Origin of the sequence: Steroidobacter sp. (assembly GCF_036402275.1) — a bacterium.
In the GTDB taxonomy this organism is placed as follows: domain Bacteria; phylum Pseudomonadota; class Gammaproteobacteria; order Steroidobacterales; family Steroidobacteraceae; genus Steroidobacter.
On sequence record NZ_DASWTF010000033.1, the window covers coordinates 355,684 to 377,610 of the forward strand.

General features: G+C 62.6%; 17 protein-coding genes. 9 read left to right on the forward strand and 8 right to left on the reverse strand.

Annotated features, from left to right (window positions below; genetic code table 11):
- Position 1: 1 nt before the first annotated feature.
- A complete protein-coding gene (locus VGD45_RS17040; RefSeq protein WP_331156530.1) occupies positions 2-1,093 on the reverse strand; it encodes a Gfo/Idh/MocA family oxidoreductase in 1,092 nt (363 codons plus the stop codon).
- Between the two features lie 378 nt (positions 1,094-1,471).
- Between VGD45_RS17040 and VGD45_RS17045 the strand changes: the two genes are divergently transcribed.
- The 4 genes from VGD45_RS17045 to VGD45_RS17060 all read left to right on the forward strand — a co-directional run bounded on the left by VGD45_RS17045 (position 1,472) and on the right by VGD45_RS17060 (position 8,395).
- Positions 1,472-4,231, forward strand: coding sequence for a serine/threonine-protein kinase (locus VGD45_RS17045; RefSeq protein WP_331156531.1), 2,760 nt, complete (start codon positions 1,472-1,474; stop codon positions 4,229-4,231).
- 71 nt (positions 4,232-4,302) lie between these two features.
- Positions 4,303-5,778, forward strand: a complete 1,476-nt coding sequence (locus VGD45_RS17050; protein ID WP_331156532.1) for a tetratricopeptide repeat protein — start codon at positions 4,303-4,305, stop codon at positions 5,776-5,778.
- Positions 5,779-5,974: 196 nt separating this feature from the next.
- On the forward strand, positions 5,975-6,607 hold the full coding sequence (locus VGD45_RS17055; protein ID WP_331156533.1) for a response regulator transcription factor: 633 nt from the start codon (positions 5,975-5,977) through the stop codon (positions 6,605-6,607).
- 27 nt (positions 6,608-6,634) lie between these two features.
- On the forward strand, positions 6,635-8,395 hold the full coding sequence (locus VGD45_RS17060) for a hybrid sensor histidine kinase/response regulator (RefSeq protein ID WP_331156534.1): 1,761 nt from the start codon (positions 6,635-6,637) through the stop codon (positions 8,393-8,395).
- 3 nt (positions 8,396-8,398) lie between these two features.
- On the opposite strand, the gene VGD45_RS17065 is transcribed toward VGD45_RS17060, so the two are convergent.
- Together VGD45_RS17065 and VGD45_RS17070 are read right to left on the reverse strand one after the other, a co-directional pair.
- The gene (locus tag VGD45_RS17065; RefSeq protein WP_331156535.1) at positions 8,399-8,869 is read right to left on the reverse strand and encodes a hypothetical protein; all 471 of its coding nucleotides are present in this window, start codon (positions 8,867-8,869) and stop codon (positions 8,399-8,401) included.
- 5 nt (positions 8,870-8,874) lie between these two features.
- Positions 8,875-10,296, reverse strand: a complete 1,422-nt coding sequence (locus tag VGD45_RS17070; protein WP_331156536.1) for a GMC family oxidoreductase — start codon at positions 10,294-10,296, stop codon at positions 8,875-8,877.
- A 141-nt stretch (positions 10,297-10,437) separates the two neighbouring features.
- Here VGD45_RS17070 and VGD45_RS17075 point away from each other — a divergent pair, with 141 nt between their 5' ends.
- A complete protein-coding gene (locus VGD45_RS17075; RefSeq protein WP_331156537.1) occupies positions 10,438-11,301 on the forward strand; it encodes a pseudouridine synthase in 864 nt (287 codons plus the stop codon).
- Here the strand turns inward: VGD45_RS17075 and VGD45_RS17080 are convergent.
- A complete protein-coding gene (locus VGD45_RS17080) occupies positions 11,298-12,203 on the reverse strand; it encodes an acyl-CoA thioesterase II (protein WP_331156538.1) in 906 nt (301 codons plus the stop codon). The genes VGD45_RS17075 and VGD45_RS17080 overlap by 4 nt on opposite strands.
- A 158-nt stretch (positions 12,204-12,361) precedes the next feature.
- On the opposite strand from VGD45_RS17080, the gene VGD45_RS17085 reads away from it, so the two are divergent.
- Genes VGD45_RS17085 through VGD45_RS17100 form a run of 4 tightly spaced genes read left to right on the forward strand, consistent with a single transcriptional unit; the run spans position 12,362 to position 17,393 of the window.
- Positions 12,362-13,108 (forward strand): PspA/IM30 family protein, encoded by a 747-nt coding sequence (locus VGD45_RS17085; protein WP_331156539.1) that lies wholly within the window; start codon positions 12,362-12,364, stop codon positions 13,106-13,108.
- A 19-nt stretch (positions 13,109-13,127) separates the two neighbouring features.
- On the forward strand, positions 13,128-14,792 hold the full coding sequence (locus VGD45_RS17090) for an AAA family ATPase (RefSeq protein ID WP_331156540.1): 1,665 nt from the start codon (positions 13,128-13,130) through the stop codon (positions 14,790-14,792).
- Positions 14,789-15,646 (forward strand): hypothetical protein, encoded by an 858-nt coding sequence (locus VGD45_RS17095; protein WP_331156541.1) that lies wholly within the window; start codon positions 14,789-14,791, stop codon positions 15,644-15,646. Before VGD45_RS17090 ends, VGD45_RS17095 begins: the two co-directional genes overlap by 4 nt.
- Positions 15,647-15,692: 46 nt before the next feature.
- A complete protein-coding gene (locus VGD45_RS17100; protein WP_331156542.1) occupies positions 15,693-17,393 on the forward strand; it encodes a phosphate ABC transporter substrate-binding/OmpA family protein in 1,701 nt (566 codons plus the stop codon).
- 28 nt (positions 17,394-17,421) lie between these two features.
- Here VGD45_RS17100 and VGD45_RS17105 read toward each other — a convergent pair whose 3' ends face one another.
- From VGD45_RS17105 to VGD45_RS17120, 4 genes are all read right to left on the reverse strand, one after another.
- Positions 17,422-19,389 carry a M6 family metalloprotease domain-containing protein gene (locus VGD45_RS17105; protein ID WP_331156543.1) on the reverse strand — a complete coding sequence of 656 codons (1,968 nt, stop codon included), beginning with the start codon at positions 19,387-19,389 and terminating at the stop codon, positions 17,422-17,424.
- A 10-nt stretch (positions 19,390-19,399) separates the two neighbouring features.
- Complete coding sequence (locus VGD45_RS17110; RefSeq protein WP_331156544.1) at positions 19,400-20,965, reverse strand: hypothetical protein; 1,566 nt, start codon at positions 20,963-20,965, stop codon at positions 19,400-19,402.
- A 234-nt stretch (positions 20,966-21,199) separates the two neighbouring features.
- Complete coding sequence (locus VGD45_RS17115; protein ID WP_331156545.1) at positions 21,200-21,412, reverse strand: hypothetical protein; 213 nt, start codon at positions 21,410-21,412, stop codon at positions 21,200-21,202.
- Complete coding sequence (locus VGD45_RS17120) at positions 21,402-21,830, reverse strand: hypothetical protein (RefSeq protein WP_331156546.1); 429 nt, start codon at positions 21,828-21,830, stop codon at positions 21,402-21,404. Before VGD45_RS17120 ends, VGD45_RS17115 begins: the two co-directional genes overlap by 11 nt.
- Positions 21,831-21,927: the final 97 nt, after the last annotated feature.

Here is a 21,927-nt window from a genome sequence, read left to right on the forward strand (position 1 = left end):
ATCAGATCCGCACGGCGCGACCCGTGCGGATGGATTCGTAGATCGCTGTCATGATCTTCACGTCCTGCATTCCTTCCTCGCCAGGAACGATGGTCGGACGACGCTCCTTGACGCAGCGGGCGAAGTCGTCGATCTCCGCGGCGAACATATCGACCGCAGGAAACGACAGCGGCTTGCCGTCGCTGCGCGAACCTTTGATTCCGCCGTAGTAATACGCGGGATCCAGCTCGAACCAGCCGCGCTCGCAGTTGGCCCGGAAGTTCTTGATGCCGCCCACTTTGAAACTGGCCGTGCAGTAAGCGGTCGCGCCGCTCGGGAACTGCGCCGTCCACGTGACAGTCTCGTCGACTTCCTTGAACTTCACCGGATCGGTCTTGGTTTCGGTCGCAGTCACGAGCACCGGCTCTTCGCCAGTGAGATAACGCGTCGCCTGCAAGGCATACACGCCGACATCCATCAACGCGCCGCCGCCCGACAGCGCATGTTTCACACGCCACTGATCGGGCCGGCCGACATCGATGCCGAAGCCCGCTTCGATGATCCGCACCGCGCCCAGCTCCTGCTCGCGCGCGATGCGAATGCACTCCAGATGATGCGGCTCGAACCGGCATCGATACGCCGTGCCCAGCATCCGCCCCGCCGATTTGCACGCATCGATCATCTGCTGGCAGCGCTCCACCGAGATCTCCAGCGGCTTTTCGCAAAAGACGTGCTTGCCCGCCTTGGCGGCAGCGACCGTGTGCTCGAGGTGAAGTGCGTTGGGAGTGACGACGTAGACGATATCGATATCGTCGTTGTCAGCCATGCGATGCATGGTGTCGTAGCTGTAGACGCTGCGCTTGGGCAGGTCGTACTTCCTGCGCCACTCGTCCGCTTTGCCGGGAGTGCCGGTGACGATGCCGGCCAGCCGGCAATGCTCGGTCTTTTGTAACGCCGGCGCGATTTGATTGGTGCTCAGGTTGCCGAGCCCGCAGAGGGCCACGCCCAGCTTTTTATCGGGGCTGGCGGCTCGCGTGGCGGTGCTGACGAACGGGGCCGCGAGCGTCGCGGCCGCTGCGCCTTGCATGAAACGACGGCGGGAAAAATCCTGCATGGTTGCTCACTTTGCTGAGTTGGCCGAAGCGTGAGCTTACGACCTCCCGCGGCGATGAGCACCTGCTGCCGTTTTTGCACAGTCGGCCAGGTCTGTTTCTGCGCCGACTCGCCGAGCCGGCGATTAGCTCCTTCGTACCCTGGCGTTGACTAATAACGTCGCAGGTTTAGGATGCAGCCGACTATTCCGATTGCGGTCGATAAGGCCGGACGTGGCGACCTACACCGCCACCGCCAAACAGGCCCTTGGAGAATTCTGCTGCTGCGTCTTGCTGCTCGAACATGGGCGGACTCCCAAAGCCTCTGACTCGAGGAAATAGTTGCACAGGCGGTGCGAGATCGACAACTGATCCTTGGTACCTGCCCACCGAGCCTTGCCATGACCTCCGGTCACCACCCCCTCACGGAAATTCGCAAACACTCGCTGGATGAGATCCTGGCGCGTGCGCAGACGCTGCCGCCGGATCAGCAGTTGCAATTCATCCGAGCGGCGTGCGCCAGCGAGCAGCTCGCGTCCGGGGAGGTGCACAACGGGGAGCTGTCGCGCCAGGAATGGTTCAATACCGATGGCCAGGTCGAAGATCGAAGCGAGGATCCGAGCGCTGTGCCCGTCGAGCGCCCCGATCCAGCCGGCCAGCTCATCGGTCCCTATCGCCTGGTGCGCAGCCTGGGTCAGGGCGGCATGGGCGAAGTGTTTCTTGCCGAGCGGGCCGACGATCAATTCCGCCAGCAGGTCGCCATCAAGCTGGTTCGCCACGGCCTGCTATCGAAACACGTTCAGGGTCGGCTGAGGCAGGAGCGCCAGATCCTGGCGACGCTGGACCACCCGAACATCGCGCGCCTGTACGACGGCGGCACCACCGAAGACGGCACGCCCTACATCGTCATGGAATATATCGACGGCGAACCCATCGATATTTACTGCGACCGTCGTGGCTTGACCATCGAACAGCGCCTGCGGCTGTTCATCACCGTGTGCTCGGCCGTGCATCGCGCGCACCAGGGGCTGGTGGTGCATCGGGACCTGAAGCCGTCGAACATTCTGGTGACCTCCGACGGCGTGCCGAAGTTGCTGGACTTCGGCATCGCCAAGATGCTGGACGACCGCGAGCTCATGCATACGCTGGCGATGACGCAGGAGGACGTCCGCGTCATGACGCCCGACCATGCCAGCCCGGAGCAGGTTCGCGGCGATCTGATTTCGACCGCCAGCGACATCTATGTACTGGGCGTGCTGTTGTATGAACTGCTGTGCGGTTACAAACCGTTTGTCTTACGAGGCAAGCGCCTCGCCGAGCTGGAACGTGCGATTTGCGAGGACCAGCCGCTTGCTCCGAGCACGGTGATCGCCACAGCCGAGAGTCAGAAGGACGGCGGCATCTCGCAAGTGGCCGCCCAACGTTCGATCAGCGTCGCCAGGTTACGCCGCCAGCTGAGCGGCGATCTGGACAACATTGTGACAATGGCGATGCGCAAGGAGCCCGAGCGCCGCTATTCGTCCGCCGAGCAAATGGCCGGCGACGTCGATCGTTATCTGCAAGGCCTGCCGGTGCTGGCGCGGCCCGATTCATGGAGTTACCGCGCCGAAAAGTTCGTCCGCCGTCATTCGATCGGCGTGGCGCTGTCCGCCGCGCTGGTGGCCACGCTGATCGGTTTCACCACGACTGTTTACCTGCAATCTCTGCGAATCGAGAAAGAGCGCGACCTGGCTCAGACCCAACGCACGGTGGCCGAAGCTGAACGCGAGCGCGCCGAAGCGGTGTCGGCCTTCCTCATCGACTCGTTCAAAGTCGTCGACCCCTTTGCGCAGGGCAGCTCCGTCACCGCTCGCCAGATTCTCGACAACGGCGCCAAACGCATCGGTGGCGAGCTCGGCAATCAACCGGCCATCAAAGCCGCCGTGCTCGACACCATCGGCAGCGCGTATCTGGGCCTCGCCTTGCCCGAGGAAGCCCAGCCGCTGATCGAACAAGGCCTGGCCATCCGGCGCTCGCTGTTCGGCGAGTACAGCGAAGCGGTGGCCAGCAGCTTGTACAGTCTGAATCGCGTCTATGAAAAAAAAGGCGATCTGGCGCAAGCCGAGGCTCTGGCGCGACAAAGCCTCGTCATCAATCAGCAACAAACCGGCGCCGACAGCGTGCAAACCGCAGTGAGCCTGTGCCGGCTCGGCGTCATTCACGGGCTGAAGGACGAGCTGGCCGCGGCCGAGAAACTTTTTCAGTCCTGTCTGGATATCAGGCGCGCGCGACTGGGCCAACATCACGAGTCGCTGACCGCGCCGTTGGACAATCTGGCGCATATCGCCTCGCATCGTGGCGACAACGCGCTGGCCGAGAAATATTTGAATCAGGCGCTGGAGATCGATCGCCGGACGCGCAGCGAGGAACATCCGCAATATTTCCGTCATCTGCTCCGGCTGGCCATCGTCACTCACGACCGCGGCGCTGCGGACAAGGCTGCGCCGCTGTTCCGCCGCGCCGTGGAGCTCAGCGAGCGCGTGCTCGGCCCGGAGCATCCCGAGACGCTCGACACGCTCAGCGCCATGGGCACGTTCCAGATGGAAAGCGGCCAGCTCAACGCCGCCGAACGCACCTTATCGCGTGTGCTGGAGATCAACCGCCGCGTCCGCCCGGGTCATTTCTATGTCGGTAACGACCTGGAGAATCTGGGCCGGCTGGCGTTCAAGAAACGTGACTTCGCCAGCGCCGAGCGCTACCTGAACGAAGCATTGGCCGTGTACCGGAAGGAGCTGCCGCCCACCAGCGGCTTCATCGCCACCACCCTCAATATGTTGGGACGCACTCATATCGAGCGGCAACGGCCCGCGGATGCAATCAAACCGCTGACGGAAGCCGCCGCGGCATGGCACGCCGAATATGGCGACAAGAGCGCAGGCTACGCAATCGCCACCGCCCTGCGCGCCCGCGCGCAAACATTGCTCGGCAACTACACCGAAGCGGAACCGGCGCTGCTGGCGGCCTATCCCCTGCTGAACAACTCCACTCGCGTCGGCGATCGCGAGGCGGCCAACGACATTCGCCATTGGATCGAAGATCTTTACAAAGCCATGAACCGGCCCGCCGCGGCGAAGGAATATTTCTCCTCGTTGCCGGCGCCAGCCGAAAAGTCTCAGCGCTAGAGCATTGGTTCAGTTGCGCCTGCAGTCGGCGGGCTGCAGTATCGCGCATCACAAAACAAGAGAGGCTGCCCATGCGAATCCTGATCGCGGACGATGAAGTCGCTCATTCCAAGACACTGCGTCCGCTGTTCGCGGCGGCTGGCAAGGGTAAATCGAAGGTCCGCGCCAGCGCGGGCGCTCCCGATATCGGCAGGCTGATCGTCGCGCGCGCGACGCGAGCCGTCTCCAAGAAGGCCAAAGGGCGCGCCGGCGGTGGCCAGCCGGGTGGTGACAGCCTAGATCTCGGCGATCAGCCGGAACAATTGGCGACCATCCTCGACGCGCTCGGCATCGCATTGTTGAATCGCGGCATGCTGGAGGAAGGCGCGAAGCTCATCGAGCTGGCCCTGCAGATCCGGCGCAAGTTTTTCGGCAACGATCATCCCGCGACGGCGCTGAGCCTGAACAGCTTCTCGCGAGTGGAGCGTGAGCGCGGTAATTACGAATCGGCCACCGCGACGGTCCAGGACGCTTTACGTATCAATCGCAAAGTCTACGGCGATCGCGCGCTGCCCGTGGCCGTGAGCTTGAACGAGCTGGGCGTCGTGCAACTGCTGCAAGGCCGGTTCACCGAGGCCACGAACTCGGCGAACGAGGGCCTCGACATTCTGAAACAAACCGGGCTGTACGATACGGACCCAAATACCACGCGATTGCTCGACGTGCTCGGCCGCGCGCAAGGCGCGCTCCGCCAGCTGAATGAGGCGGAGCAAACATACAACACTCTGCTCGCGCTGGATCAGAAACAACTCGGCACGCGCAAGCATCCCAAATACGCCACGCATCTGGCGAACTTCGGCCTGGTGCTCGAACAGCAGGGCAAGCGTGGCCCGGCGATCCGTGCGTACAGCAATGCGATCGACCTGTACGCCAACACGCTGAATCGCGAGCGTCATCCGAACCTGATCGACGCCTACGCCAATCTCGGATCGCTGTTGCGCCGGCTGCCGAAGAAATCCAAGGAAGCCGGCCAATACCTGCAGAAGGCGCTGGATCTGGGCGTGATGGTCCGCGGCGAGTCGCACCCCCTGGTGGGCAACGACTACGCCAATCTGGCCCGCTGGCAATACGACAGCGGCGACCCGGATTCGGCGAACAAGGGTTTCTCGCAAGCCCTGGCCATCTATTCCCGCAGCACCCGCAACGGCACGCTCCCGCCCAATCATTTCTTTATCGCCGAGGCGCTGACCTGGCGGGGCCGGATCGCGGTCGAACGCGGCACGGCCGCCGGGGGCAAGGAAGGCGAGGCGCTGCTGAATCAGGCGTTGGAGATCTGGCCGGCGCAACTGGGCCCAGGCACCCCGGGCGAATCGCTCTCCCGGGCCTATCTCGGCCGGGCGCTGGCGCTGCAGGGTCGCGATGCCGACGAGGCATGCGCCCTGCTATGCGAGGGTTATCTGGAGTTGAAGCGCGATCCGCAAGCAGGTTCCGACATCCTGCGCCGGCTGAAGGGCTGGCTGAAGGAGCAAGGCTGCACCTGTGAGGACACGCCGCCGACCGCCGCCTGACCCCAGCCCCTTCTCATGACGAGCCCCGCCGCCGGGGCCCGTCACAATCTTGCCCCGGCTGCACGAAAGGGTCATTGCCCGCCCCCTAACGCGGAAGTACGATGGCCTGGAGTTCACATCGGGAATACAACCGATCCGCACGGCGATGGAGCGCCCTGCAAGCATCCTGGTAGGGCAACTGGTTTGGGGCAGTGTCATGAAAATCCTCATCGTCGACGACCACCCGTTATTTCGCGCCGGTTTCCATGCGGTGCTCGAGCAGAGCGACCTGGACGCCGGGGTGCTGAGCGTGTCCTCGGTCCCCGAGGCGCTGCAGACGTTGCAAACGGATGGCGACATCGGCCTGGTGCTGTTGGACATCCACCTGAAGGGTGAGGACGGCTTCAACGCGCTCAAGATCATCGGCGAGCGCTTCCCGACCACCGCCTGCATCATGATTTCCGGCGACGAGCAGCAAGCCGTCGCGGCTCGTGCAGTCGCCGCCGGCGCCTCCGGTTTCATTCCCAAGTCGTTCACCGCCGGTGAGATGATCGCCGCGATCCGCAAGGTGCTCTCCGGTGAAGTGTTCGTGCCTGAAACCACGAATCTCGCCGCCGCCGAGCAGCCCAATGGTTTGACGCTGCGTCAGCTCGAAGTCATCAGCATGCTGGGCCGTGGCTTCTCGAACAAAGAGATTGCGCGCGCCCTGGATGTGGCCGAGCGGACAGTGAAAGCTCACGTGAGCGCGGTGTTCGAAGCGCTCAATGTGCGCAATCGCACCCAGGCCGTGCTGGTCGCGCAGAAGCGGGGCTTCCTGCCTTCTTCACCGGCTTACGCGAACGCGCGATAACGTAACAACTAACAAACTCTCCGCCTCATGGACGCCGCGCTGTTGCGACGCGTTGAGCAACAGCGCGTGGAAATGTTGTATGGCAATGCGTTAGCCGTTTCCGGCTCTGCATTGCTGATGGTGGCGATGATCGCCGTCATCACCTGGCCGCACACCTCCCACACTCGAATCGTCAGCTGGTCCGTCGTGGCGCTGCTCGTGCAGGTCGCCATGCTCGGACTCACCACGTGGTATCGCGGGGCCGACGATCGAGCCACTGCGTCCGGCGCGTGGGGCTGGCGCTTCGCCGCGCTCTCGGCCATCGCCGGTGTCGTGTGGGGTTCGTCAGCATTCGTGCTGGTCGACACCAATCAATCGCTGACGCTCGCACTGATCGCAGCGTGCCTCGCAGGCCGCGCTACGATCAGCGTCATCACTCACGCTCATTTTCCTCCGGCGCTGCATTCGTTCACTGCGCCGGTGTTCGGATTACTGGCGCTGCGTTACATCTCGCTCGGTGGCTACGGCAACGCTGCGCTGGGTGTGATGTGGTTCGCCGTGCTGGGCTATCTGCTGTTGTTCGGCGAGCGCCAGGCGCGCGTCATCGTGGCGCAGATCCGTCTGCGTTATGAGAACGAGCAGCTCGTCGGTCAGTTACAGCAGCAATACGCGTTGGCGGATCAGGCTCGCGCACGCGCCGAGTCCGCGAGCCGTTCGAAATCGTTGTTCTTCGCCGCCGCCAATCACGATCTGCGCCAGCCGCTGCACTCGCTGGGTTTGTTCGCAACGGCGTTGCGTAATGGCAAGGTCGACGAAGCCGGCAAGCGCATGATCGACCAGATCCTCCAGGCCACCGAATCGCTGGAACAGTTGTTCGATAACCTGCTGGATATTTCCAAGCTCGACGCCGGCCAGGTCGAAGTCAAAAAGGAAATCGTGCCCGCGAACCTGGTGCTCGACCGTTTACGCAGCACGTTCGCCGTTCCAGCAGAGGACAAAGGACTCAGGTTGGTCGTGCGCCGCTCGCGCGGCGTGTTGTTCACCGATCCAACGCTGCTGTTTCGCGTGCTGTCCAATCTGGTCTCGAATGCACTGCGCTATACCGAGAAAGGCGGCGTGATCGTCGCCTGCCGCAAGCGCCAGAATGGAGTGAGCATCGAAGTGTGGGACTCGGGCATCGGCATTCCGGCCGAACAGCACGAGCGCATTTTCGAAGAGTTCTATCAGCTCAATAATCCCGCTCGCGATCGCAGTCGCGGCCTGGGCCTGGGCCTGGCGACGGTGCGCCGTATCGTGAATCTGCTCGAACATCCGTTGTCCGTGCGTTCCACGCTGGGGCGCGGCTCGCGCTTCAGTATCGAAGTACCGTTGGCCGATCCGAACAAGATTCACACCGGGGCCGCCACCGTCGAGCAGAAAGTGCCGAACCTGATCGGTGGCAAGCTCATCATGGTCATCGACGACGAAGAGTCGGTGCGCCTGGGGATGCAGAGCCTGCTGGAAAGCTGGGGCTGCAAATGCATCACCGCGATGGATGCCGAGGAGGCCTTGGGCAGCATGAACGGCCGCGTCCCGGACTTCATCATCGCGGACCTGCGTCTGCGCGGCGACCGCAACGGCATCGACGCAATTCGCGAACTGCGCGCGAAACTCGGCGATGTTCCGGCAGTGCTGATCTCAGGTGACACCGCACCCGAGCAGTTACGCAAAGTCAGTGCAGCGGGACTGACGATGATGCACAAGCCGCTGAAAGCAGTGCGCCTGCGCGCCCTGCTCAATCACGAGTTCGCCAAGAAACAGCGCGCTTGAAGATCAGACCTTGCTGAAGGACGGATCGCTGCGATACGTGAATGGATTGATGCAGGCAACGACCTTGCCGCTGTAGACGATGGTTTCGCGCTTTGGATCGGGAACGCGGAAGAAGTTGCTGCCGATCAAATATTCCGTCAGCACGAAACGCTCCAGCCCTTCGAGACCGCTGCGCGCCTTGGCGATGTGCGCTGGCAGCCAGGGCACGAAGCGGTCGGCGAACACGGTGGCTTTCACGGCTTTGCGTTGCATCCGTTCGCTAGCCAGGATGTCCTTGATGAACGCTTGCAGGGAAGCGCCATCGAGATCGATGCCTGGCAAGTTCTCTCTCACCACGCTCTCGACCCAGGTCGCGCGATAGTTGCTGAGCGTGCCCCACGAGGCCGCGCCGAATATTCCCAATGCAAGCGTGCCACCGGCGCCTGCGATCAGGAGCTTGCGTCGGCCGGGCGAGAAATTGCTGGTCGCTTTCATAGGCATCACGCGATCAGAGCGGCGCTGCGCAGAGACAGAGCAGCCACGCTCAGGCTGGGATTCGAATTCGGGCCCGAAGGAAACACCGACGAGCCGACCACCACCAGATTGCGGACGTCGTGATGGAGCTGTTTCGCATCGATCACCGAGGTCGCGCGATCCGTGCCCATGCGCAGCGAGCCCTGAATGTGAGATTCAGTATCGCGCATGCCCTTGAAGTCGATGCGCTCCACCGGCAGCGGCTCCAACACCTTTTTGATGTTGTCCAAGGAAGCCTGCACGCCCCGCTTGGCGTACTCGGAAATGTCCGGATGCAGCACCTTGGGCATGCCATCGCTGTCGAGCACGACACGATTGGAATCCTGCGGCAGGTCTTCCACCACCACGACCAGCGGCGCGAGTTGACGCCAGCGGCCGTATTCCTTGCGCAGGCCATGCGGCCAGCGGTTGTCGAAGTAGATCAACGCGCCGCCGTAGTCCTTGCGAAACGGGCCGTCATAGAGCGAGTAGTTCAAGGCGGTGGTGATGGTGCTGCCGTCGAGACTGTCGACGCCGTCGAGCAGCACCTCCAGCGAATATCCCACCTGCTCGTGAATGCCGACGCCGGTCAACGGATGATCGAGCCCGGAACGTAACAAGATCGCCGGGCTATGAATGGCGTTCGCGCCGAGCACGAACAGATCTCCGGTGACTCGATGCTCTGCCCCGCCCTTGCGATACACCGCCGCGCGCGCCACGCCGGCAGCATGATCGAGGTGCGTGACTTCACAGTCGGTACGAATCTCGACGTTCGGAAGCTCGCGTAGATTCGCGAAGCCGTTTTCGAAGGTGAACTTCGCGTTGATGGGACAGAGATTGCAACGCGCGGAAGCGCAACACGGCGGACGACCAGCGGTCGCCACACTGGCGCGAGCAGTCGCAATCGGGAAATGAAACTGCGGCTGGGCCCGCCGCATGATCGCGTCCACAGCGGTGGGCTTGTGCGGCGGCTGAGGAAACGGCGCCGAGCGCGGCAGGATCTCGCCCATCTCGGGCGAGCCCGCGACGGACATCTTGGTCTCGGCCGCGAAGTAATAAGGCTCCAGCTCGTCGTAATCGAGCGGCCAGTCCTGCGCGACACCGTACTTGCTGCGCATCCTGAAGTCGCTGGGATGGAAGCGCGGTGTCTGCGCATACCAACAGTTGGTGCCGCCGCCCACGCCGATAGTGAAGTTCCAGACCTTCTTTGCCGCGTCGGTACGGAACGTGGAGTCATGCGGAAGCGATGAGTTCTTGCCGTGCTCCAGCTGCCACGCGTGCGAATTGAACGTGCCGCGCTCGAGCATCAGGATTTTCGCCGTCGGTCGCTTACTAAGGTAACCCTCGACAAAAAACAATGACCCGAAACCCGACCCGACCACGACGACGTCGAAATGCTCTTGGACCATGCGTCCTCCCAAACCGCATCGGAGTTTAACTGACCAGCTCCCGGGAAGTTCCATCGAGCGGCACTTTTGCGCGCTTGCCTGAGGGCGTCGTCGGGGATTGCGTGTAAGCTGCGCCCCATTGTCTTCAGACCCCGACACTCCATGCGCAAGCCCCAAGCCGCTCCTGCCTCCACCGCCAAAGGCGTACGCCTGCAAAAAGCCATGGCCGACGCCGGCCTCGGCGCGCGGCGCGATTGCGAAGACATGATCACCGCCGGTCGCGTGAAGGTGAACGGACGCGTCGTGGACACGTTGCCCTGCTTCGTCGATCCCGCCAACGACGTGGTCGAGCTCGATGACGAAACGATCGAGCTGCCCGTGCCGGAAGAAAGCACCGACGCACCAGCCAAGGCCGCGACCAAGCAACGCACTCTGATCTACGTGTTGATCAACAAACCCAAAGGCGTCATCACCACCACCAGCGATCCCGAAGGCCGTCGCAACGTGCTCGACCTGGTGCCCGACTCGCTACGTCGCGACGAGCGGCTGTTTCCAGTGGGCCGGCTCGACGGCGACTCGACCGGCTTGCTGTTGATCACCAACGACGGCGATCTCGCCTACCAGCTGACGCATCCGAAGTTCGGTATTGCAAAGGAATATCGCGTGCTGACTTCCGGTCTCGCCACGGACGAGCAGTTGCAGAAGCTGCGCGCCGGCATGTACCTCGTGAATCCGGCGGCGGATGGCACGAAGTCGTCGAAGCGAGCTTCGATGGAATCGGTGCGCATCATCAAACGTTTCGTCGATCGCGCCCGCGGCGACCGCACCATGCTGAGCGTGACCTTGCGTGAAGGTCAGAATCGAGAGATTCGCCGCATGCTGGCGCGCGTCGGTTTGAAAGTTCGCGAGCTGGAGCGCGTGGCGATCGGCCCGCTGCGCGCGGGCGATCTCAAACCGGGTCAGGCCAAGCTGCTCGGCAAAAAAGATGTCGAGAAGTTACGAGCGGCGACGCTCTCGCAAGACTAGCCGGCAGGCTTATCGAGCAACCGGATCAATCCTTCCTGCGCCATCGACGCGACCAGCTTGCGGTCGCGATTGAACATCTCCGCGCGCGTGAGTCCACGAGCACCGCCGGCAAACGGGCTCACCGCCTCGACCAGTATCCACTCATCCGCGCGCGGCGGATTATGGAACCACATGGCGTGATCGAGACTGGCCATCATCACATCCTTGTTCATCATCGCCGCCGGATGTTTCAACAAAGCGGTCGAGACCAGGAAGTAATCGGAGAGATAGGCGAGGCCCGCGAGCTGAGTCAGCGGGTCATCCGGTAACGGCGACGCCGAGCGGATCCAGTACTGCGCGCGTTGCATGCTCTGCTTGCGAAGCATGAACATTTCGGGATTCACCGGCCGCAGCTCGACGATGCCCTGCTGCGAGGCCAGCGCCGTGGCGTTCCTCGGCAGGCGGTCGCCAAATTTTTCCAGTAACTGACGCACATCCATCAGATCTTCCGGATCGGGCACGTCGCCGCTCACGGTGACGTCGTGCTCCAGTCCTTCCTCGCGCCGGTGGAACGACAGCTCCATATGGAAAATCGGTCGCGAACGCTGCCGGGCAACGACACGCCGCGTCGAGAAACTGCCGCCATCGCGCGTCAGCTCGACGTCGTAGATCACGGGGATGTCGCTCGCGCCGGCCAGCAGAAAATAACCGTGCAGCGAATGGCAGACCCGGTCGGGCGCGACGGTCTGCGTGGCGGCCATCAAGCCCTGGCCCAGGATCTGGCCGCCGAACAGCGTGCGATTGACGTTGATCTGGTTGACCTGGCTGCGGAACAGGTTGGTGTCGAGCTGTTCGAGCTCCAGCACTTCACGCAGGCACTTGGGAGCGGGGGGCGCCGGGGGCGGCGAGATCTGAGTGGCCATGCCCGGCAGTGTAGCACCGCACCGGCCGGCGCTCTCAGGCCACTCACCGGCAGCCCGCCGCCGCCGGCCCGCGATCTCTACTCGGCACCGGCGAATTTCGCTACCCTTTACGCAATTTTTACGATCTTCATTATCTGGCCCGGACCGAAGGAGGGTGCATGTTCAGCCGACTTGGGAACCTCATCAAAGGCTTCTTTTCCCTCTTCATCTCCGGCCTGGAGAAACGCAATCCGGAGGCGCTGCTGGAGCTCGAGCAGGAGAATCTCCGTAAGCAGATCGCGAATTTCAACCAGGGCCTGGCCACGCATGCCGGCCTGTGCGAGCGGATCATGGGCCAGGTGCGCAAGCTCGAGAGCGAGCAGAAAGATCTGCGCGCCAAGACGGCCGCGCATCTGCGCGCCGGCAACAAGTCGGCCGCCGGCCAATATGCGCTGCGCCTGCAGACCATCGAGTCGCAGCTGGAAGAGAACCGCAAGCAGCTCGAGCAGGCCGAGGGCACGTACAAGAATCTGATCAAGGCCCGTGACGTGGCGGTCCAGACCGCGCGCGCCAAGATCGAGAGCCTCAAGGGCGCGATCAACGATCTGAAAATGAATCAGGCCATGGCCGAAATCCACGAGATGGCCTCGGGCATGATCACGAGCATCGGCGGCTCCGGCGACACGCTCAATCGTCTGCACGAGATGGTCGAGGAAGAGCGCACCAAAGCCGCCGGTCGCGCGCGTATCGCCAAGGACTCCATCGACATGAGCGGCGTCGAAGTACAGGAAGCCGAAATGAATGCGCTCGCCGATCAGGCGCTGGCCGACTTCGCCGCTCGCGAGGGCATTTCGATCGAAGGCAGCGCGCCGCCGGCGCCGGCCGCCACGCGCACCATGGGTGCGCAATCGGAATCCCAATCGTAATCAGCGGAACGTAACGTCGATGCCAGCACCGCACGGCGCACCGGCTTGGGCCAACGAGCTCGCGCTTGCTTACGAAAGCGGCGCGCATGGGCAGTTCATTCTGTACGGCAACGTGCACGATCGAATTGCCGTCGGCGCACAGCTCATCGGGCTCGCGGGCTATCTCGAGAACCAGCTGCTGTCGAGTTTTCAGATCGTGCTCTCGTACGATCTGGGCAGCGGGCTCACCATCGAGCGCGGTGGCGAAATCGTCGAGAAATGGGGCGGCGCCGATCTGAAGTCATTGCCGCGCGAGCCGCAGCCGGCGCTGCAATGGATCAGCCGCTATCTGCGTTACCTCGGCAACTTGCGAGCGCTGGGTCGTGAGGTGAAGGAACACGTCGCCGTAATCTTGCGCGGCGTCGATCACATCGTGCCGGCCGATGGCGCGGGCTTCGAGCATGGCAGCCTGACGAGCGTATTGCGCGAGTGGTCGTCGGAAGCGCCGTTCGCCGATCTGCCCTTCACCAGCATTTTGATTGCGGACAATCTCAACGATGTCGAGCCGCTGGTCGCCTTCAGCACGCACGCTTCGCGCATTCGCGTGCCGTTGCCGGACTCGGCGGAAATCGAGCGCGCGTTAACTCTGTTACGCACACACGAGCCGAAGGCGTTTGCTCCAGACGCGAACCTGGCGCAGATCGGCGCCGCGCTGGTCGGTGTCACGCTTTCTGCATTGGAAAGTCTGATCAAGGTGCGCGATCACTCGGGCCAGGCCCTGAACAGCGCGGATCTCACTCGCATCAAGAAAGAACTGGTGGAGCGCGACTCCGCGGGCCTGGTGGAGTTCATCGAGTCCACTCGCACGCTCGATGCCTATCACGGCCAGGACGCGCTCAAGCGCTGGCTGCGCCAGGACATCAAGCTGTGGCAGACCGGCGATCTCAAAGCGCTGCCCATGGGATATCTGTTGTGCGGTCCGGTGGGCACGGGCAAAACGTTTCTGGTCGAGTGTCTCGCCGGCGAGGCAGGCGTACCGGTGGTCAAGCTCAAGAACTTCCGCGATCGCTGGGTGGGCTCGAGCGAAGGCAACCTGGAAAAGATCTTCCGGCTGATCCGCGCGCTCGGCCGTTGCATGGTGTTCATAGACGAGGCGGACCAGACGCTCGGCCGTCGCGACTCGGGCAGCGGCGACAGCGGCCTGTCCGGACGTTTGTATTCCATGATCGCGCAGGAAATGTCGGATAGCTCGAATCGCGGTCGCGTGCTGTGGATCCTGGCGTCCTCGCGGCCCGACCTGATCGAAGTGGATTTGAAACGGCCGGGGCGCGTCGATGTGAAAGTGCCGCTGTTGCCGACCTCTACCACTGCCGAGAGCGCTGCCTTGGTCGGCGCGCTCGCCAAGCGCTATGGCCTGCAATTGAACGATGCGGATCTCACTGCGCTTCAGTCGCGCATGCCGTTGTTGCTCACACCGGGCGCGGCCGAGGCGCTGGTCGTGAAAGCTTATCGGCGTGTGCGCACGGAGAATCTCGAGCCGCGCGCGGCGCTGGAGGCGTGCCTGGTCGGTTATCAGAATCCGGTGCCCGCCGACGTGCTGGAATTCCAGATGCGAATCTCGATCCGCGAGGCGACCGATCTCGCGTTCGTGCCGCCGGCGTTTCATAAATACGCCGAGCCTGCTGCCTCTTCGATCGCGCCATGAGCGCCCCACGCTCCTATCTCGCCGCCGCGTTCAACGCGCGCCCTTTCGGGATGCCCTTGCCGCCGAACTGGTTCGGCATCGCTGCGTTCGCGTTGCTGGGTGCGTTTGTGAATCCGGGTTTGTGGTTGATCGGCGCGGGGCTGGAGGGTCTGTATCTCTGGGCGCTGTCACGCAATCCGCGCTTTCGTGCGACTGTGGATGCGGGCGGCAAGGGCGAGGATTGGGTCGCCCGCTACAACGCGCTCAGTTATCACCTGGACGAAGATGCTCGCTTTCGCCAGGAGTCCATTGAGAATCAGGCGCGGGAGATCATCGATCTCTTGTCGCGTACTGGCGCGACGGAGATGCAGAAGAGCGATGTGCGGCAGATGGCGTGGCTGCATCTGAAGTTGCTGGCGGCCCGTGCCTCGATATTGCAGGTCATCCATGCAGCCGACCGAGAGAAGCGCGCGCTCGAAGAGCAGGAACGTCGCGTCATCGATCGGCTCTCGGAAGAAACGCTCGGCGACGAGCTGAAGCGCAGTCTCGAACAACAACTCGAAGTTCTGCGCTCTCGCCGCGCCGGGCACACTGACGCCCAACATCGTCGCGAGCTCATCGAAGCCGAGTTGGAGCGCCTGCGCCAACAAGTGTCACTCGTGCGCGAGCAAGCGCTGCTTGCCACGGACGAGCACAGCGTCGCCTCCTCGCTCGACGCGCTCTCTGCCTCTTTGAATGAGGCGAATCGCTGGCTGCGCGATCAACGCGAACTGTTCGCCGGCCTCGAAGGCCTCACCGACGAACCGCCGCCTGAGGATCTGCTGCGCGCCCGCGCGCCGGCCGGTCGCCGCAAACGGGAACGAGTGGCGCAGTGAGTTTCGCCCGATCGACGATCAACAAGCTCTCAGCAAGGACTCTTCAATGAGCACATACAAAAGAATCCACCGCGGGTCCGCCGCCGGCAATCTCATCACGCTGTTGTTGTTGCTCGGGATCATCGGCCTGGGCGCTTATCTGTGGCTGGGCAAGAAAGGTTCGGACGGCGCCGACTCCGCGAGCACCAGCGGCACGACGTCGTCGCAATCGAAGACGTCCGACAGCAGCAGCGGCGGCGATGCGCCTTCGCCTATCGAGCCGGTGACCGGCACGCCCGCGCTGGAAGCCGCCGCGACTTACACGCCCAAGGACGGCGTCTTGCAAATCGATATCAGCGAGTACGCCGGCTACGGCGGCCTGATCGTCGCGAACGGCGGCATGGAGCCCAACCCCGATTCGTTCTTCGCCAAGGAATATGGCTTCAAGGTGAAGATCACCAAGAGCGAGAGCGAAACCTGGGGTGCGCTCAACAACGGCCGCCTCGCCGCCACCGCCACCACCACTGACGCGCTCGCCGTGCTCGGCCGGCAGTTCGACGCTGTCGTCCCGCTGCAAATTGGCTACTCGCGCGGCGCCGACATGGTCGTCGTCGATCGCGGTATCGCTTCGATCAATCAGCTCGCCGGCAAGGTGCTCGCCGCCTCGCAGTTCAACGAAAGCGAGTTCTTCATTCGTTACCTGGCTCAGGAAGCCGGCGTCCCCGTCACAGTCCTGCGCGATCTCGACTCGAAGCCTTCTTCCGGCGAGCTCGGCCTGGTGTTCTACGAAGACGCGTTCGTCGCCTGCGACGCCTACGAGCACGAGCTGAATGGCTCGCAGCGTTTGAACGGCTGCGTCGGCTGGACCCCGCGCACCGACGAAGTCGTGGAGAAATCCAACGGCGCGGCCAAAGTGCTCGTTTCCAACCGCAACCTGCTGGTGATCGCGGACGTGCTCGCCGTCAACGGCGGCTTCGCCAAAGCCAACCCGGACATGGTCCGCGGCCTCGTGCACGGCATTCTGGAAGGCAACCGTCGCCTGCGCGATCAGCAGGCAGCAAACATCGGCATCGTCGCGAAGGCGTTCGGGTGGAGCGAGGCTGACGCTCGCGACGAGCTGTCACGCGTGCATCTTTCGAATCTTCCAGAGAACCGCGCGTTCTTCTCCGGCACCATCGATTCCGCCGGTTCCTTTGGCGGCATTTTCCAGTCGTCCGTGCTGGCCTACGGCAGCGTGATTCGCAATCCCACCGATGCGTCTCGCTTCGCCGACGTGACCGCGCTCGATGCACTCGCGAAAAAAGGTCTGTTCGCCGATCAGAAGATCGCCATCGCCCCGATCCGCAGCAGCGCCCAGGCCACGCTCGAAGGCGACCCGCTGCTGAGCAAGGACATTCGTTTCTTCTTCGAAGCGAACTCCGCCACGCTCGACAAGAGCGCCACTCAGAATCAGGAATACCTCGATACGATCAAAAGCTTCCTGCAAGTGAGCCCCGGCTCGACCGTGGTCCTTCGCGGCCACGTCGACAATGCTCGCGTCAACGAATTCCGCGATCAGGGCGGCGAACAACTGGTGAAGAGCATGGCCCTCAAAGCCATGGAGCTCTCTCGCCAACGCGCCCTCGCCGTCAGCGAAGCCCTCCGCGCCCGCCACAAAGACATCGACGCCTCGCGCATCGAAGCCATCGGCCGCGGCTGGGAAGAACCCGCCGGCCCGGATAGCGAGCTGAATCGTCGCGTGGAAGTGCAGTGGTTTACGCTGGAGTGACGGGCGTCACCCGCCACTCCACCGTTTGTTATTGCTGCGACGTCGTGGGCTCGACCGACACGACGTCGAGCTTCATCTCCCGACCTTTAGCGGTCTCGGTCCATTTCACGACGGCGTCCACGACCACCGGCTTGCCCAGCAACGAAGACAACCCTTCCTGCTGTTTCGGATTCTGCGGCAGTCGCGGTTCGAGAGGTTTGTCCACGAGCACTTCGATCGCCGTGCCGTCTTCGCTGACCAGCGCAATCTTGCGGTCGCGCGCCTTGAAGTAGTCGCCGCCAATATTTTCGAGGACGCCGACCGCGCGCACATGAGTTCCCTCGGCAAGCGCCTGCAGCGCTGCTAGATCGGACGCCGGCTCTTCGGCCGAGGAAACCTGTTCCGGCGGTCCGGATGGCAACGGTGCGGCAGCCGGAGCGCAGGTATTCCGGCTCACTCGCAGATCCATGGTCATCGCAGCCGCCGGCGCCGAGATATTGCAGACAGCGATACGGCCCACTGACGCCGGCGTCGTGTTCACATCGAACAAGGTGGCGTTGCTGGTCCCGGGAAACACGTCGCCCGGCTGACCGCGCTCGGCAGGATCGTTCAAGCTCTTGTTGCCATCCGCCTCGACCAGCTCCACGCCCCGATTGAACTCGTTGGCGTTCACCCGGTTGTTCCGGATCGCACTGTCGATCACGGTTTGATTGATCTTCCAGATCTGCAATCCTGCCGCCGGCAACTTGTCGTTGAAGCCGCGCTGCTGCACGTTGGCCAGCAAGTAGTACATCTTGCTCGAGATGCCCATCCGGTACGCCAGCCGCGAGTCCTGGATTTCCTGCAAGCTGGCGCCGACTTGATCGGCGACCACGTTCCTGGCGTCGATCCAGCCCAGGAATTCCTTGGCCCAGGGCGACATATGGCTCGGGCGCTGCGGGCTCCTGCCGTCACCGCCCCACGAACCGCCCGCCATCAGGCACCAATTGCCAACGCCTGCGGATTCGCCATTGGAGCCGTCCGTATCATACAAATCCGGCAGACCGAAGGCGTGCGCGAACTCGTGCGCGAACACGCCGATCTCGATCATGGTCTTGTTGTCACAAGCGAGGCCGGGCTGGATCACATAGTCATCGATCATGATGAATCCGCCGCCGTGCCTGGCGCTGCTCGTCTGATGCGCGCTGCCGGCGAGGCTGGCGAGATTCCAACGATGCGACCAGATGTTTCGATTGCCCGGCACGTCGCATTCGCCGCCGGATTCGGAATGCACGAAAGCGACGAAATCGACGTAGCCGTCGTCGTCGCCGGAATTGGGCGCACCGTCCGGGCCGTCGTTGTCGTAGCGACCCCAATCGATGGCGGCGTTAGCCGGCGCGGACAGCGCCTCGCTCAGCAGCTGCCCCACTTTGTTGGTATCGCACATGCCAAAGCACGGCTCTTTCTCGCCCGTTTCTTCGTTGACGAAATCCGCGCCTTCGTAGTGCATGCTCTTCTTGGCCGCCGTCACCCAGGCAGTGACTTTGCCGGTGAGGTTGAGACGCCCACCGGAAATCTCACGGTAATAGTCGCGCATCGTGCCCGTGGGCCAGGGACCGTCGAACAACTGCGTCTGCAGGTTGGTAGCGGGATATGGCGGCTTGCCGTGTTCCGCGAACTTGATCGTGATGACGGGAACTTCCCGCCGACCATTCACGTGCTGAGCCTCGGCGAGATTGGCGACGCTGCCGAAGATCTTGGCAATCGCCTCCTCCTGCGCGTCCGGCAAGCCTTGCGGCGACACCAATGTCATTTGCGCGATGGCCCGGGCGAGCAGCGCGCGTTGCGTCACCTGAGTGAGACTTCGGTTGTATGTGAAGGCTGGCACATTCGCCGGCAGCGCCTCTGCACGCTGCTGGAACGCTGTCGGTAGAGAGCCTCCACCGCGAGGCGGTGGCGTTGCGATTGCACTATCGATGCACAGAACCGTCGCCAGCGCCAACGCTGCGCGTGACCGGACCAGGCTCAACGGCTTCATACGAGACCTCCTAGCGCGCTTTGATCGTCAGCGTGAGTAACAATCCTCCAACCCGCTTCGTCGACGTGGGAATCTCGCCTTCCAGATCCGCGGGCACGGGCTGACCGAGACTGAAGGTCTGCCCGAGCTTGCGAGTCTCCTGATAGTGATAGGCCAGGGTCAGGAACACCAGGTCGCGGCGCATCGAGAACGACGGCCCCAGATACAGACCGATATCGCCATCCGATTCGCCGCTGCCGATGGCCGCGCCAAACGAGACATGCACCGCGCTATCCTGCCAGGGAATATCGACGACACGCGCATTGAGCTGGCCGACGAACGCCAGCTTGGTGCTGGCTTCGTCAGTCACTGCGACGACGCTGCCCAGCGTCGCGCCGCCGCTGCCGTCGGGAATCATGCCGGCCTGACGGCCGAATTCCTTTTGATCGATGAAGCTGAGGCCCGGACCCACCGAGAACGTGAGGGCCGGCCGGCCTGCTCGCAGCTCGCCGAGCGCGAAGACCTGCGCCGGTTCCTTGGTGTTCAGGCGATCTTTGACGACGAGGCTGATCTTGTGAACCACCGCCTCGTCGTGGCTCTGGATCACTTCGACGGAATTGAACGCGCTGGCGCTCGCGAGCGTGCCCTGTAAGTCCGCCAGCGTCTTTGCGTAGGACTCCTGGTTGTCTTTGAGCTCCTTGGCCAGTTCTTCGAAAGCGCTGCTGGCCTGCGCCGTCTGCTTCGCGAAATCCGAGCTCTTGGCGGCCACTATTGCCAGGCGCGCCGCGCATTGTTTTACTTGCGCTTCGGAGAGATCCATGCGGATCTGCGCCGGGATCGCCTCGACGGAGGTTTTCAGCTCTGACAATTTGGTGACATGACGCTGCAGGTCGTTCGGTTTGACGAGCTGCCCGAGCGCTTGCTCGGCCCCTTCCGCGCTCTCGCACAGGCTGGGACAAGCCGCGGTCGTCACTTTCGCATCGGTGACCGCTTTGTGGAATTTCAGATACTGGGCCTTGGATGCATTGAGCTGCTCCGCCGCGGCTTTGGCCGCTTCGAGCGCGTTGGCGCGCTGCTCATACGCGCGATCGATTCGCTCGCCATACGGCGCGAGCAGCGTGACACACTGGTCGTTTGATTGCGCGCCCTTCGTCCACGCCGCTGCGGCCTTCTGCACGGGCGTTACTTTGGCGGCGCTCTCCGTTGCATCTTCCTCGGCGTCGGACAGCAACTTGTCGATGTTGGGGAAGCTCAAAAAGCCCAGCCCCGCTCGCAACGTATCGCGCTCTACGAACTGGGTCTCGGCCGCGATGGAATACTCGTAGCGGAACGGGTTTTTGTTCCTGAGCACCACCTGGATATCGGCGCCGCTCGGAAAACTGCGGCGTCCCGTCAACTTTTGAGTAGTGACATCGACGGTCACCGTCATCTCGGGATCGGTCACCGGAACGACATTGCAGCGATCGGCGCACGAAGCCGCGTGGACCAACGGAGCAAAACAGTGCAGCGCCGCCCCAAGCGTCATCGTCCATGCAAGCGGGGGCAACAATGATTCCGCGCGCAGCCATCCGATAACTTCGATCAGCCGTGATCTCATACAATTGCCCCAATCCCGAAATGACAACCGCACGCACGGTGACGTCGGAGTCCAAACGACCCCGGGCACGCGGACGCGTGCTATGTCACAACGTGGCCCTTCCCTCGCCCGCGAACGCTTTGTTGCAAATATTGGCGCGCTGCGAGCTGACTAATCTAATTGTTGGGCGCGACTATACATCCGGCCATGAAAAGATTTCAATGAGAACGGCAGGAAACATTGCCGCCGCTGTTATCACTTGAGATCCAGCTGATAGTCGTTTTTTGCGGCCAGCTTGATCGAGCGCAACAGGCCATCCATGTCCTGCAGCTTCTCGTCATATTTGAGCTGCTGGTCTTCGTCAGTGGACATCGAGGAAAACTTTTCCAGGCGTTCCTGATAGTGCTGCAGAGCTTCCCACAGCAGATGGTACTCACTGACGATCGGCTGGATGCCCTTAACCGACATTTGACTTACCTCCCGCGACGTCATCCACCCGCACGACCCTCGATCGATCCAGGCCCAGTTCCTCGAGAGCGCCCAGATATTTCTTCAAGGGCATGGTCTTGGCCGGCGCCAACATGTAATGACCTTCGTGCCCCGGACGCAGGTCCTTGACCAGTTTGAGCTCCTTCGGCAACTCCGCGCCCTTCTTGATGCGCCAGATCTTCTTGCCTGGTTTTTTCATGACAGGGGTAAGGTGATCGTACGCCGAAAATCCGTTGCCATTGGCCAGGACCGTGTCGATGCCATCCTGCTGCACGATGACGACATCGACACGAGCGCGGTCTTCGGTGAACGCGGGCCAGGTGGCGTTTCCCATGCGATACAGATCCTTGGTGAAGGTGGCCACATCCATGATGAAGAGATTCTCTAGAGCGACCATGTCGCACGTCCTTATGTCAGATTTGAGCACGTAACCGCTGTACGACCTGATTATTATCTGACCGTACGGGTATCGTCCATCAGCCGGCGGTGGCTCG

Bases quoted from the DNA above. Each gene is read 5' to 3' on its own strand.
- VGD45_RS17040 (WP_331156530.1), bottom strand. From the start codon at position 1,093: ATGCAGGATTTTTCCCGCCGTCGTTTCATGCAAGGCGCAGCGGCCGCG.
- VGD45_RS17045 (WP_331156531.1), top strand. From the start codon at position 1,472: ATGACCTCCGGTCACCACCCCCTCACGGAAATTCGCAAACACTCGCTG.
- VGD45_RS17050 (WP_331156532.1), top strand. From the start codon at position 4,303: ATGCGAATCCTGATCGCGGACGATGAAGTCGCTCATTCCAAGACACTG.
- VGD45_RS17055 (WP_331156533.1), top strand. From the start codon at position 5,975: ATGAAAATCCTCATCGTCGACGACCACCCGTTATTTCGCGCCGGTTTC.
- VGD45_RS17060 (WP_331156534.1), top strand. From the start codon at position 6,635: ATGGACGCCGCGCTGTTGCGACGCGTTGAGCAACAGCGCGTGGAAATG.
- VGD45_RS17065 (WP_331156535.1), bottom strand. From the start codon at position 8,869: ATGAAAGCGACCAGCAATTTCTCGCCCGGCCGACGCAAGCTCCTGATC.
- VGD45_RS17070 (WP_331156536.1), bottom strand. From the start codon at position 10,296: ATGGTCCAAGAGCATTTCGACGTCGTCGTGGTCGGGTCGGGTTTCGGG.
- VGD45_RS17075 (WP_331156537.1), top strand. From the start codon at position 10,438: ATGCGCAAGCCCCAAGCCGCTCCTGCCTCCACCGCCAAAGGCGTACGC.
- VGD45_RS17080 (WP_331156538.1), bottom strand. From the start codon at position 12,203: ATGGCCACTCAGATCTCGCCGCCCCCGGCGCCCCCCGCTCCCAAGTGC.
- VGD45_RS17085 (WP_331156539.1), top strand. From the start codon at position 12,362: ATGTTCAGCCGACTTGGGAACCTCATCAAAGGCTTCTTTTCCCTCTTC.
- VGD45_RS17090 (WP_331156540.1), top strand. From the start codon at position 13,128: ATGCCAGCACCGCACGGCGCACCGGCTTGGGCCAACGAGCTCGCGCTT.
- VGD45_RS17095 (WP_331156541.1), top strand. From the start codon at position 14,789: ATGAGCGCCCCACGCTCCTATCTCGCCGCCGCGTTCAACGCGCGCCCT.
- VGD45_RS17100 (WP_331156542.1), top strand. From the start codon at position 15,693: ATGAGCACATACAAAAGAATCCACCGCGGGTCCGCCGCCGGCAATCTC.
- VGD45_RS17105 (WP_331156543.1), bottom strand. From the start codon at position 19,389: ATGAAGCCGTTGAGCCTGGTCCGGTCACGCGCAGCGTTGGCGCTGGCG.
- VGD45_RS17110 (WP_331156544.1), bottom strand. From the start codon at position 20,965: ATGAGATCACGGCTGATCGAAGTTATCGGATGGCTGCGCGCGGAATCA.
- VGD45_RS17115 (WP_331156545.1), bottom strand. From the start codon at position 21,412: ATGTCGGTTAAGGGCATCCAGCCGATCGTCAGTGAGTACCATCTGCTG.
- VGD45_RS17120 (WP_331156546.1), bottom strand. From the start codon at position 21,830: ATGGTCGCTCTAGAGAATCTCTTCATCATGGATGTGGCCACCTTCACC.